Source organism: Stappia sp. MMSF_3263 (assembly GCF_030733745.1).
Taxonomy (GTDB): Bacteria; Pseudomonadota; Alphaproteobacteria; order Rhizobiales; family Stappiaceae; genus Stappia.
On sequence record NZ_JASHIK010000011.1, the window covers coordinates 98,327 to 109,895 of the forward strand.

12 protein-coding genes are annotated in these 11,569 nt (G+C 66.6%); 1 reads left to right on the plus strand and 11 read right to left on the minus strand.

The genetic code is table 11. The features are described 5' to 3' along the window. Positions 1-96 precede the first annotated feature (96 nt). From uxuA to uxaC, 9 genes are all read right to left on the minus strand, one after another. Positions 97-1,290 (minus strand): mannonate dehydratase, encoded by a 1,194-nt coding sequence (gene uxuA, locus RBB46_RS13600; protein ID WP_306029542.1) that lies wholly within the window; start codon positions 1,288-1,290, stop codon positions 97-99. After that, positions 1,283-2,728: a mannitol dehydrogenase family protein gene (locus tag RBB46_RS13605; protein WP_306029543.1), complete on the minus strand. Its 1,446-nt coding sequence runs from the start codon at positions 2,726-2,728 to the stop codon at positions 1,283-1,285. Before RBB46_RS13605 ends, uxuA begins: the two co-directional genes overlap by 8 nt. Continuing rightward, complete coding sequence (gene kduD, locus RBB46_RS13610) at positions 2,718-3,476, minus strand: 2-dehydro-3-deoxy-D-gluconate 5-dehydrogenase KduD (RefSeq protein WP_306029544.1); 759 nt, start codon at positions 3,474-3,476, stop codon at positions 2,718-2,720. The genes RBB46_RS13605 and kduD overlap by 11 nt, the downstream gene beginning before the upstream one ends. Continuing rightward, positions 3,473-4,297, minus strand: a complete 825-nt coding sequence (gene kduI / locus RBB46_RS13615) for a 5-dehydro-4-deoxy-D-glucuronate isomerase (protein WP_306029545.1) — start codon at positions 4,295-4,297, stop codon at positions 3,473-3,475. The genes kduD and kduI overlap by 4 nt, the downstream gene beginning before the upstream one ends. 69 nt (positions 4,298-4,366) lie before the next feature. Beyond that, positions 4,367-4,684 (minus strand): cupin domain-containing protein, encoded by a 318-nt coding sequence (locus RBB46_RS13620; RefSeq protein WP_306029546.1) that lies wholly within the window; start codon positions 4,682-4,684, stop codon positions 4,367-4,369. A 16-nt stretch (positions 4,685-4,700) separates the two neighbouring features. Then, the gene (locus tag RBB46_RS13625) at positions 4,701-5,981 is read right to left on the minus strand and encodes a TRAP transporter large permease (protein ID WP_306029547.1); all 1,281 of its coding nucleotides are present in this window, start codon (positions 5,979-5,981) and stop codon (positions 4,701-4,703) included. A gap of 5 nt (positions 5,982-5,986) precedes the next feature. After that, a complete protein-coding gene (locus tag RBB46_RS13630; protein ID WP_306029607.1) occupies positions 5,987-6,466 on the minus strand; it encodes a TRAP transporter small permease in 480 nt (159 codons plus the stop codon). A 111-nt stretch (positions 6,467-6,577) separates the two neighbouring features. Beyond that, positions 6,578-7,558: a TRAP transporter substrate-binding protein gene (locus RBB46_RS13635; RefSeq protein WP_306029548.1), complete on the minus strand. Its 981-nt coding sequence runs from the start codon at positions 7,556-7,558 to the stop codon at positions 6,578-6,580. Between the two features lie 32 nt (positions 7,559-7,590). Then, the gene (gene uxaC, locus RBB46_RS13640) at positions 7,591-8,997 is read right to left on the minus strand and encodes a glucuronate isomerase (RefSeq protein WP_306029549.1); all 1,407 of its coding nucleotides are present in this window, start codon (positions 8,995-8,997) and stop codon (positions 7,591-7,593) included. A gap of 276 nt (positions 8,998-9,273) precedes the next feature. On the opposite strand from uxaC, the gene RBB46_RS13645 reads away from it, so the two are divergent. Continuing rightward, positions 9,274-9,975 carry a GntR family transcriptional regulator gene (locus RBB46_RS13645; protein WP_306029550.1) on the plus strand — a complete coding sequence of 234 codons (702 nt, stop codon included), beginning with the start codon at positions 9,274-9,276 and terminating at the stop codon, positions 9,973-9,975. 57 nt (positions 9,976-10,032) lie between these two features. Here the strand turns inward: RBB46_RS13645 and RBB46_RS13650 are convergent, their stop codons facing one another. After that, positions 10,033-10,383 carry a putative quinol monooxygenase gene (locus tag RBB46_RS13650; protein WP_306029551.1) on the minus strand — a complete coding sequence of 117 codons (351 nt, stop codon included), beginning with the start codon at positions 10,381-10,383 and terminating at the stop codon, positions 10,033-10,035. 59 nt (positions 10,384-10,442) lie between these two features. Continuing rightward, complete coding sequence (locus RBB46_RS13655; protein WP_306029552.1) at positions 10,443-11,351, minus strand: AraC family transcriptional regulator; 909 nt, start codon at positions 11,349-11,351, stop codon at positions 10,443-10,445. Positions 11,352-11,569: the final 218 nt, after the last annotated feature.

The window sequence follows — 11,569 nt, forward strand, 5'->3', positions numbered from 1 at the left end:
TGGCAGGGATCATTGAGGCGCAGGAGAAGGCCGGGTTCGCCCGGCCTTTTTGCGTTTGGGGGACAGGCACGAATGACGGATGTCATTCGTTCAACCTTACCCCCACCCCACGTTTTCATGCGACAGGGCCTTGATGACGCCGCGCAGCTCGGCAAGGCCGCGCATGCGGCCGATCAGCGGGTAGCCGGGATGGGTGTCGCGACCAAGATCCGACAGCAGCGCGTGACCGTGGTCGGGGCGGAAGGGGATCTGCGCGTCGCGCCGACCCTGGTCCCTGCGGCGGCGTTCCTCGGCCAGCAGCACGGCGACAAGCGCCACCATGTCGGTGTCGCCGGCAAGATGCGCGGCTTCCTCGAAACTGCCGTCCGGATCCTTCGCCACGTTGCGCAAATGGGCGAAATGGATGCGCTCCGCAAAGCGGGCGGCGATCGCCGGCACATCGTTTTGCGGATTGGCGCCGAGCGAGCCGGAGCACAGCGTCAGGCCGTTTTCCGGCACGGGCAGGCAGTCGAGGATCCACGCGATGTCGTCTTCATCGGAGACGATACGCGGCAGGCCGAGAATGTCTCGCGGCGGATCGTCGGGATGGACGCAGAGCCGCATGCCGAGTTCCTGTGCGACCGGTACCACCTCCTTCAGGAAGCGGGCGTAATTGGCGCGGAGCGCGTCGGCGTCGATGCCCTCGTAGAGGGTCAGCGCCGCGCGCAGGGCCGGGATGTCGTAGCGATCATAGGCGCCGGGCAATCCAGCCATGATGGCATGAGTCAGCCGGTCGCGGGCGGCCTTGTCCGAGGCCTCGAACCAGGCCCGGGCGCGGGCGCGCAGTTCCGGCGGGTGGTCGTCCTCGGCGCCTTCGCGCTCCAGCATGAAGAGATCGAGCGCGCAGATATGGACGGCCTCGAAGCGCAGGCAGGTTCCGCCGCCCGCAACCGGGCTTTCAAGCTCGGTACGGGTCCAGTCGAGCAGCGGCATGAAATTGTAGCAGATGGTGGTGATGCCCTCGGCCGCCAGGTTGGCGAGGGACTGCCGGTAGTTGGCGAAAAGCGAGGACAGATCGCCCTCGCCGCGCTTGATCCGCTCGTGCACGGGCAGGCTTTCCACCACATTCCAGGCAAGGTCGAGGCGGGAGGAGGCAATCAGCCCCTTGCGCGCGGCGATGGCCTCGCGCGTCCAGACCTCGCCATAGGGCACCTCGTGCAGGGCGGTGACGATGCCGTGTGCTCCCGTCTGTGCGATCTCTTCGAGCCCGATGCGGTCGAGCGGTCCGTACCAGCGCCAGCTTTCAAGCATGTGCGACCTCGACCATGTGGCGCGCGCCGTGGCGACCAAGCCCGGCATGGGCCTCCACCAGGGACGTGCGGAAGGTTTCGTTGCCGGCAAGCCCGGCCGGGAAGATCTCGCTGAAGGCGAGAAGGGCGGCGATCTTTGCGGAACTGTCCGGGGCGGCGTCCAGCGCGGCGCGCAACCGGGGTCCGAGCGGATCGCGCACGTCGATGGGTTTGCCAAAGAGATCCGTGCCGCCGACATAGGTCATCCAGGCGGCGACGGCGAGGACGAGCCCGGACATCGGCCGACCGGCGGCAAACCCTTCGGCGATTTGGGACAGGATGCGCTGCGGCAGTTTCTGCGAGCCGTCCATGGCGATCTGCCAGGTACGGTGACGGATTGCCGGGTTTGCGTAGCGGGCCTTCAGCGCCATCGTGTAGGCGGCAAGATCAGTGCCGGGCGGCGGGGTGAGGCCGGGAACGATCTCGTCGGTCCAGACCCTGTCGGCGAAGCGCGAGAAGGCAGGGTCGGCGATCGTGTCGGCAATGGTCTCGTGGCCGGCGAGATAGCCCAGATAGGCAAGCGCCGAGTGGGTGCCGTTGAGGCAGCGCAGCTTCATCAGTTCATACGGGGCGACATCGGCGACAAGCTCGACACCGGCGGCGGCAAGGTCGGGCCGCGTGCCGCCGACGAAATCGTCCTCCACCACCCATTGGCGGAACGGTTCGTGCAGCACCGGGCTTTCGTCGCGCCGACCGGTGATCTCGGCGACGCGGTCGAGATCCTCCGGTGTCGTTGCCGGGACGATGCGGTCGACCATGGTGGAGGGAAAGCGGGCCTCCTCCGCGATCCATTCGGCAAGGGTCGGGTCCATAAGGCCTGCAAGCTCCAGAACGAGGCCCTTCACCAGATGGCCGTTGTCGGGAAGGTTGTCGCAGGTGAGCACGGTGACGGGCGGGATCCCGGCGGCGCGACGGCGGGCCAGCGCCGCGACAAGGAAGCCGATGGCCGAGGCGGGCCGGGCCGGGTCTGCGAGATCGGCGAGGATGTCGGGATGGGCACGATCGAGCCGGCCGGTGGCCGGTTCATGGCAGTAGCCCTTCTCGGTGACGGTCAGCGTGACGACCTTCACGCCCGCATCGGCCATCAACGCGACGACGGCTTCCGGATCTTCCGGCGCCACCAGCACATCGGTCAGCACTTCGACCGTGCGGGCGGTGCGGCACTCGGGGTGGAGCTCGAGTGCGGTATAGGCGAAGCCCTGGGGAGCGAGCCGGTCGCGCTGGTCGGGCCGCTTCAAGGACACGCCGGCAATGCCCCAGTCGCCGCCAGAGGCGGCCATCGCCTCGGCGATGTAGAGGGCGCCGTGAGCGCGGAAGAAGGCGCCAAGGCCGAGATGGACGATGCCGGTGCCAGGTTTCGGCGCGGGCGACCTGGAAAGGCGCAGAAGATCAGCGGGCAAGCCAGCCTCCATCGACCGGGATCACCGCGCCGTGGATGTAGCGGGCGGCGGGGGAGGCGAGGAAGACGGCGGTGCCGGCAATGTCCTGCGGATCGCCCCAGCGGCCGGCGGGAATGCGCTCCAGGATGGCGGCGTTGCGGGCCGTGTCCTCGCGCAGCGCCCTGGTGTTGGCGGTGGCGATGTAACCGGGGGCGATGGCGTTGACGTTGATATTCTTCGCCGCCCATTCGTTGGCGAGGATCTTGGTGACGCCGGCGACGCCATGCTTGGCTGCGGTGTAGGACGGCACGCGGATGCCGCCCTGGAAGGACAGCAGCGAGGCGATGTTGACGATGGCGCCGCTGCCGCCCGTGGCCAGCAGCTCGCGGCCGAAGGCCTGGGCGGTGAAGAACAGCGCCTTCAGGTTGGTGTCCATCACCGCGTCCCAGTCGGCCTCGGTGAAGTCGGCGCTGTCGGCGCGGCGGATGATGCCGGCATTGTTGACGAGGATGGTGTAGCCGGCGCCCGTGAAGGTGTCGGTTGCTGCCATCGGGTCGGCGAAGTCCAGGATCAGGCTGTCGGCCGATCCGCCTGCGGCCGTGATTGCCGCGACGGTCTCGTCAGAGGTGCGGCGACCGGCACAGGTGACGCTGGCTCCGGCAGCGGCGAGCGCCACCGCGATGGCCTGGCCGATGCCGGCATTGGCGCCGGTCACCAGCGCCTTGCGCCCGGCAAGCGAAAAAGGGGAGGCGGGGTTTGCGGCGGTCATTTCATGTCCGCCATGCTGACGAAGTCCATGTCGGTATAGTCGACATTGTCGCCGGCCATCGCCCAGATGAACGTGTAGGAGCCGGTTCCCGCGCCCGAATGGATCGACCAGGGGGGCGATAACGCGCCTTCCTCGTTGGCGACGACGAGATGACGGGTCTCCTGCGGCTCGCCCATCAGGTGCAGCACGCGCTGTTCCTGCGACATGTCGAAATAGAGATAGGCTTCCATCCGCCGGTCGTGGACATGGGCGGGCATGGTGTTCCAGACCGAACCGTCCTCCAGCGTGGTGTAGCCGAGCACGAGCTGGCAGCTTTCCATGACAAGCGGGTGGACGAACTGGTTGATGGTGCGCTTGTTGGAGGTCTCGACGGCGCCGAGCTTGACGCAGTTGGAATCCGACAGGCGGATGAGCCGCGCCGGCAGGGCCCGGTGCGCCGGGGCGGAGGTGATGTAGAAGCGGCCCGCGCCGGAGAAGCTGACCGGGCCCGAGCCCATGCCGAGATAGAGCACGTCGCCACGCTCCAGCGTCCAGCTTTCGCTCCCCGTCGCGATCTTGCCGGTCTCGCCGATGTTGACGATCGCCATCTCGCGCCGCTCGAGGAAGGTCGCGGTGCGGGTCTCCTCGACCTTGTCCAGCGTCAGCGTGCCGGCGCCCGGCACGGCACCGCCCATGACGAAGCGATCATAGTGGGTGTAGACGAGGCGGATCTCGCCCTCGCGGAACAGGCCGCCGACATGGAAGTGGCGGCGCAACTCGTCCGTGCCCATGGTCTTCGCATGGTCCTGGTGAATGGCGTGGCGGGTTTCAACGCTCAGCATGGCGGATCCTCGAAACGGGGTGAATGCGGCTGGCGGGGGTGCCGGCCGCGAAACGTGGAGCGCGGGCGATCAGAGAAAATCGTCGCGGCGGGGGGTGAAGCCGTCGACCAGACGGCCGCCTTCCAGGCAGCGGCAGCCATGCACCGCGCCGGAGGGAATGACGAAACTGTCGCCCGGGCCGACCTCGAACTCCTCGCCGTCCAGCGAGAAGACAAAGCGGCCGCTCTCGACATAGGTCGACTGAATATGCGGATGGCTGTGCAGCCGGCCTTCGGCGCCGGCCTCGAAATCGAAGGCGACGACCATCAGCTGCGGACTGTCGGAAAGCACCCGGCGGGTGACGCCCGTGTCGGCGGCAATGGCGGGAAAGGTCTGGAGGGCCGGCATGGTGAAGGCTCCCGGATCAGCGGAACAGGGCCGGCAGCCACAGCGACAGACCCGGCACATAGGTGACGAGCAGCAGCGTGCCGACGGCGGCGAAATAGAACGGCCAGATGGTGCGCACCGCCTGCCAGACGGTGATGCGGCCGACGGCGCAGCCGACGAAGAGCACCGCGCCGACCGGCGGGGTGCACAGGCCGATGCCCAGGTTGAGGATCAGGATGACGCCGAAATGGACGGGGTCGACGCCGAAGGCCTGGGCGACAGGCAGGAAGATCGGCGTGGTGATGACGATCAGCGGGCTCATGTCCATGAAGGTGCCAAGCAGCAGCAGCAGCACGTTGATCAGCAGCAGGACGAGGATCGGGTTCTGCGAGACGTCCTGCATGAAGGCGACGAGGGCCGCCGGCACCTTCAGATAGGCGAGCAGCCAGCCGAAGGCGGCGGCGCAGCCGATGACGAGCAGCACCATGGCTGTGGTGCGTACCGCCGCCGTCGTGGCGGCGACGAAGCCGGCCCAGCTCATCGTGCGATAGGCGATCGCCGTGACGAAGAGCGCGTAGACGACGGCGATGCAGGAGCTTTCCGATGCCGTGAAAATCCCGGATCGGACGCCGCCGAAGATGATGGCGATTAACAGGATGCCGGGGATGGCGTTGACGAAGAGGTAGCCGATCGCGCCCCAGCCCTGGAACTTGTCGATCGGGTAGCCGCGCTTCCTGGCGACATACCAGGCGGCGACCATCAGGGCGAGCGCCAGCAGCAACCCCGGAATGATGCCGGCGGTGAACAGGTCGGCGATGGAGATGCGCCCGCCGGCGGAGATCGAATAGATGATCATGTTGTGCGAGGGCGGCAGCATCAAGGCGATGATCGAGGAGACGACGGTGACGTTGACGCCGTAGTCGACGTCGTAGCCGCGTTCCTTCATCTGCGGGATCATCAGACCGCCGATGGCCGAGGCGTCGGCGGCGGCCGAGCCGGAAATTCCGCCGAAGAGGACGGATGCGGTGATGTTGACCTGGCCGAGACCGCCGCGCAGGTGGCCGACAAGCGCGCCGGCCAGCGCCACCAGACGCCGCGCGATATCGCCGCGCACCATCAGTTCTCCGGCGAAGATGAAGAAGGGGATGGCCATCAGCGCGAAGACGGAGACGCCGGAGTTCAGCCGCTGGAAGACGACGACGGGGGGCAGTCCGAGAGAGAGTATGGCGGCGAAGGACGCAACGCCCAGGCAGAAGGCGACCGGCGTGCCGATCAAGAGCAGGAAGGTGAAGGTTCCGAAGAGGATCCAGAGCTCCATTGAGGTCAATCCTCCAGTTCGGTTTCGCCGAAGCGGGCGGTCGGCAAGCCGGCGGCCCGGCGGGCCAGGCGCTCCAGCGAGAACAGCACGACGAGCACGCCGCCGGCGACGAGGGGCAGGAAGTCGAACGCGCCGGAAATGCCGAGCGAGGGCAGCTTGTTGGCGGCGGTCTTCTCGGCGAGTTGGGCGCCGAACCAGATCATGCCGCAGCCGAAGGCGACGACGACCGCGTCGGAGATCGAGTGCAGGACCAGCTTGACGCGGTCGGGCAACACGTAGAGCAGCACGTCGAAGGAGAGATGATAGCCCTCGCGGATGCCGACGGCGGCGCCGAGAAAGATGAACCAGCCCATGATCATCACCGAGGCGGGCTCGGTCCATGACTGGCTGTCGTTGAGCACGTAGCGGAAGAACACCTGCACGGCGATGAAGGCGGTCATCAGCACCAGCCCGGTGCCCGAAAGCCACAGGGCGATCCGGGCCATGACGGCGGTGGTTCGGGCAATGCCCTTCAGTGTGTCCTGCAAGATCCCGTCCTCCCGGCGTGAAACGGCCCGCGGCGGTGGCTCCGCCGCGGGCCCTTGCCTACAAGCAGGTTATTTCGTCGCCTGAATGCGCGCGACCATGTCCTTCAGCTTGTCGGAGGTCACGTATTTCTCGTAGACTGGCTTCATCGCATCGATGAAGGGCGTCTTGTCGATATCGGTGATGATCTCGACGCCGGCCTCGCGAACCTTGGCCTCTGAGGCGGCCTCGCGCTCGGCCCACAGCTTGCGCATGTGCGGGACGGAGTCCTTCGCCGCCTGGCGGACGATCGCCTGGTCCTCTGCCGAGAGCTTTTCCCAGGACTTCTTCGACATGACGAGGACTTCCGGCACGATCAGGTGCTGGTCGAGCGTGTAGTACTTGGCGACCTCGAAATGACCGGAGCTCTCGAAGGACGGCCAGTTGTTCTCGGCACCGTCGATGACGCCGGTCTGGATCGAGGAATAGACCTCGCCATAGGGCATCGGCGTGGCGTTGGCACCGAGGGCGCTGACCATGTCGACGAAGAGGTCCGACTGCATGACGCGGAACTTCATGCCGGAGAGATCGGCCATGGACGCGATCGGCTTTTGGCTGTTGTAGAAGGAGCGCGAGCCGCCGTCATAGAAGGCGAGGCCGATCAGGTCGTGATCGGCGAAGGCTGCGAGGATCTCCTCGCCGACGGGGCCGTCCATGACCTTGTGCATGTGCTCGACCGAGCGGAAGATATAGGGCAGCGAGGGGATCTGGGTCTCCTCGATGATGTTGTTGAACGGCCCGAGCGACACGCGGTTCATGTCGATGACGCCGAACTGGGTCTGTTCGATCGTGTCCTTCTCCTGGCCGAGCTGGGCGGAGTGGAACACCTCGATGCCGAGGCGGCCGTTGGTGCGCTCCTCGAGCAGCTTGCCCATATGCTTGACGGCCTCCACCGTCGGGTAGCCGTCCGGATGGGTGTCGGACGACCGCAGCACCATGTCCGCGGCCTGCGCGGACAGCGCGGATGCGGCAAGCAGCGTGACCGCCGCCGTCAGGTTCTTCCAATGTTTCATGCTCGTTCCTCCCTTGAGCAGTGACAACCGGGTCAGAGCTTGTAGGCGGCCTTGACCAGGGTATAGGTGAGGTCGCGGGCGACCTCATATGCCTCGCTTTCGCCAAGCCGTCCCGAGACGACGAGGCTGGCGAGGAAAGCGGCATCGACCCGACGCGCCACGTCATGGCGGGCGGGGATGGAACAGAAGGCGCGGGTGTCGTCGTTGAAGCCGACCGTGTTGTAGAAGCCGGCGGTTTCCGTCGCCATCTCGCGAAACCGGCGCATCCCTTCCGGGCTGTCGTGGAACCACCAGGGCGGGCCGAGGCGCAGCGCGGGATAGACGCCGGCAAGCGGCGCCAGTTCGCGGGCGTAGGACGTCTCGTCCAGGGTGAAGAGGATGATCGTCAGGCCGGCTTCCAGACCGACAGCGTCAAGCAGCGGCCTCAGCGCGTGCACGTAGTCGGTGCGGGTGGGGATGTCGAAGCCCTTGTCGCGGCCGTGGCGGGCCATGATGGCATGCGAGTGGTTGCGCAAGGCGCCCGGATGGATCTGCATCACCAGCCCGTCGTCGAGGCTCATGCGGGCCATCTCGGTGAGCATGTGGGCACGGAAGCAGTCGGCTTCCTCCGCATCGCAGCGACCGGCAAGGGCCTTGTCGAATAGCGCGGCGGCGGCCGCCTGCGACAGGTTCTCGGTGCGTGCGTTCGGCACGCCATGGTCGGTCGAGGTGGCGCCGTGAGCCTTGAAGAAGCCGCGCCTGGTCCGGTGCGCGGCGAGATAGCCGGTCCAGGTCGCGCCGTCCTCGCCGGTCAGTTCGCCGAGGCGGGCGACGTTGTCGGCAAATCCCTCGAATTGCGGGTCGATGACGGCGTCGGGCCGGTAGGTGGTGATGACGCGTCCCGACCAATTACCCTCGCGAATGACACGGTGGTGGTCGAGCGGATCGAGGGCGGATTCCGTGGTGGCGATGACCTCGATGTTGAAACGCTCGAACAGCGCCCGCGGACGGAATTCGGGCCGGGCGAGACAATCGGCGATGTGGTCGTAGCTGGCATCGGCCGTTGCCGCCGACAGGGGCGCGTCAATACCGAAGACGTCCTGGAAGGCGTGGTTGATCCACATCGCCGAGGGGGTGCCGCGGAACAGGTGGAAGTTCTGCGCGAAGAGGCGCCAGATCCGGCGCGGGTCCTGCTCGGTGTCGCCGCCGTCGGCGCGGGGCACGCCAAGATCGGTGAGCGTGATCCCTTGTGAGCACAGCATGCGGAAGACGTAGTGGTCGGGCACCACGAAGAGGCGCGCGGGATCGGGAAAGGGCGTGTTCAGCGCGAACCAGGCCGGATCGGTGTGGCCATGGGGACTGACGATCGGCAGGTCGCGGATCGAACGGTAGAGCGTGCGGGCAAGGCCGCGCGTCCGCTCATCCGCCGGGAACAGCCGGTCATCGTCCAGTAACGGCATTCCAGTCCTCCCGGAAGGTGTTGCCGAGGCCACCTTCTTTTTGGGTGGCGATCAAGCTAGTAATCTAATATGTTAGTCCGCAAGTTGAGTCAACGCCCTCCCGGCCGGCTACGACGAATTGTCAAACCGGTGGCCAGTCTGTAGGACGAGGCGTCCGCGGAGGCTGCGGGGAGGCGACACCTCGGCTCCCGTTCCCGGCATCGGGCCGGGAGCAGGGCGGACACGGGCGGAACCCGCCGCACAAGACGGGGCCGCGCCACAGGGAGAGACAGGCGGATGACGGAACAGATCAAGCTTCGGGCGCTCGACATGTCGCGCGTGCCGTCCGTGACCGATCTCGTCTTCGCCGAGCTCTACAACCGGGTTGTCGATCTCGACCTTCTGCCCGGGACCAAGCTGTCGGAGGCGGAGGTTGCCAAGCGCATGGGGGTCAGCCGCCAGCCGGTGCGCGATGCCTTCTACCGACTGTCGCAGCAAGGGTTCGTCTCGATCCGCCCGCAACGGGCGACGGTGGTGACCCCGATCTCCATCGAGGCGGTGCACCGGGCGCGCTTCATTCGCACCGCGCTGGAGCTTGAGACGGTGCGCGCGGCGATGGCGAGGATGGTGGCGAGCGACATTGCGGAACTCGAGGTGCTGCTAGGCGAGCAGAAGAAGGCAGTCGACCGGGACGATCGTTCCGGGTTCCACGCGCTTGACGACGCCTTCCACAACCGCATCTGCGAGATCGCCGGCCACGGCCATGTCTGGGCGCTGATCCGAGATCACAAGGCTCATATGGACAGGGTGCGCTACCTGTCGCTGCAGAACGGCGCGCAGCTGGCGCTGGACGACCACATCGAGATTCTCGGTGCGCTGCGATCGGGCGACGAGGAGGCCGCGATCGTGCGCATGCGGGCGCATCTGGGGCGCATCGCCGGGATCATCGAGGAGATCCGGGCGGCGCATTCGGAGTATTTCGATCCGGACGAAGTCTGAGGCGCGGTCCCGCTTCTCCCGTTCGGAGCCCGCGCCAGGCGACCGGCTTCCGGTCGCTCAGACCTGGCGGAAGTAGCCCGAGACGGGCGCGCTCGCGAGAAGGCTCTTAATCCTCGCCCATGTGCCGTCCGCGACCAGCGCTTCCACATGGGTCTGGTGGTTGTCGCGGCTCTCCCATGTTTCGATGAGCGTGAAGCTGCCCGGCTCCTCGGTGTGCTGCAGAATGGTAACCCCGAGGCATCCGGGTACGTTGGGCAGATCGGTTTTCACACCCTCCATGACAGCCTGAAACGCGTCACGGCTTTCGGGGGCGGCGGTGAACTGGACGACGACGCTGACGGGCATTGGTTTCCTTCCGGTTTGCAAGGGGCAGATCCGGAATTGCAGGTACGGCGGACCGCCGCCCATGAACAGGCCGTTTCCTGCGAAAGACCGACCCGATTCTGCGGAACCGGATGCTTCGCGGTTCAGGATCGGCCAGGCCGGCTCGTGAGCGCCTGCATGTGGCGCGCATAGGCACGAGGGGAAAGTCCGAAGACCTCCCTGAAGTCGCGCGTGAAATGCGCATCGCTGGCATAGCCTGCCGCGTCGGCGGCCATGGACACGGTGGCGGTCGTGTCGATCAGCAACAGACGCGCCTGCTCCAGGCGGAGCTGCTTGCGATAGCGCATCGGGGAAACGCCGAGAAAGGCACGAAACCGGTGCGCGAAATGAGACGGGCTCATCGCCGCCTGGGCGGCTATTTCCACGATCGTCAGTTGGCGCATGGCGTTGGCCTCGATGAAGCGCATGGCTGCCACAAGGCGGCTGTCCTGGCGTGTGACGGAGGTGCGCAGGATCCCGGCGGCCTCGCAGCGCAGCAGCCTGTAGCAGATTTCGCGCAGGCAGGCGGGCGCCAGCATTTCGCGGTCGGCCGGATCGTCGAGACATTGAAGCAGACGCAGCAATGCCGCCGCGAGATCGCCGGTGACGTCACCGCAAAAGACAGCCGGTTCCGGCATGCGCGCGGCTTCGGCACCTGCGTGCCCGGCCTCGGTGAGCTCGATCAGCGTTCTTGCCACCAGATCCGGTGGCAGTTGCAGCTTGAGCGCGACATAGGGATCGGACGCGGAGGCCTCGACGAGGGCGTCGTAGGGACGTTCGCCATGAAGGACAAGGAAGCGGCGCGGGTCGTTCACCAGCCGTTGCCCACCGACCGAGACGGACTTGCTGCCGGAGGCGGCGACCGCCACGGACATGCCCGCGTTGCGACCGCGATGGTAGGGCAGTGGCCTGTCGACGCGCATGACCCAGACGCCAGGCAGGGGCGTCAGCGTCACACCTTCCTCCCTGGCGAGGCCGCGGATCGTCTGCAACAGGGGGGCGATGTCGTGCAAGGCGCTGAAACCGATATGCCAGGTGGGGGGAAGCGGACGGTCAACGCTTAGAGCGGGCGGTGCGGTTTTACAATCTTGTGGCGGTACCCGGGCAACGTGGTTCCTGCCATCCTGCCACGGCGCATTGCGGTCCCAAGCGGGGCGATTTGCCCCCCTGTACTGTGGACAGACGGGCCAAATGCGGTCAGATTGCACCACTTTCCGAAGGTTGCATATTA

What these genes read in the sequence shown, in the direction of transcription:
- RBB46_RS13625 (WP_306029547.1), bottom strand. Translation starts at nt 5,981, where the DNA reads ATGGAGCTCTGGATCCTCTTCGGAACCTTCACCTTCCTGCTCTTGATC.
- uxuA (WP_306029542.1), bottom strand. Translation starts at nt 1,290, where the DNA reads ATGCTTGAAAGCTGGCGCTGGTACGGACCGCTCGACCGCATCGGGCTC.
- RBB46_RS13650 (WP_306029551.1), bottom strand. Translation starts at nt 10,383, where the DNA reads ATGGGCGGCGGTCCGCCGTACCTGCAATTCCGGATCTGCCCCTTGCAA.
- RBB46_RS13635 (WP_306029548.1), bottom strand. Translation starts at nt 7,558, where the DNA reads ATGAAACATTGGAAGAACCTGACGGCGGCGGTCACGCTGCTTGCCGCA.
- RBB46_RS13620 (WP_306029546.1), bottom strand. Translation starts at nt 4,684, where the DNA reads ATGCCGGCCCTCCAGACCTTTCCCGCCATTGCCGCCGACACGGGCGTC.
- RBB46_RS13630 (WP_306029607.1), bottom strand. Translation starts at nt 6,466, where the DNA reads ATGGCCCGGATCGCCCTGTGGCTTTCGGGCACCGGGCTGGTGCTGATG.
- uxaC (WP_306029549.1), bottom strand. Translation starts at nt 8,997, where the DNA reads ATGCCGTTACTGGACGATGACCGGCTGTTCCCGGCGGATGAGCGGACG.
- kduD (WP_306029544.1), bottom strand. Translation starts at nt 3,476, where the DNA reads ATGACCGCCGCAAACCCCGCCTCCCCTTTTTCGCTTGCCGGGCGCAAG.
- RBB46_RS13645 (WP_306029550.1), top strand. Translation starts at nt 9,274, where the DNA reads ATGACGGAACAGATCAAGCTTCGGGCGCTCGACATGTCGCGCGTGCCG.
- kduI (WP_306029545.1), bottom strand. Translation starts at nt 4,297, where the DNA reads ATGCTGAGCGTTGAAACCCGCCACGCCATTCACCAGGACCATGCGAAG.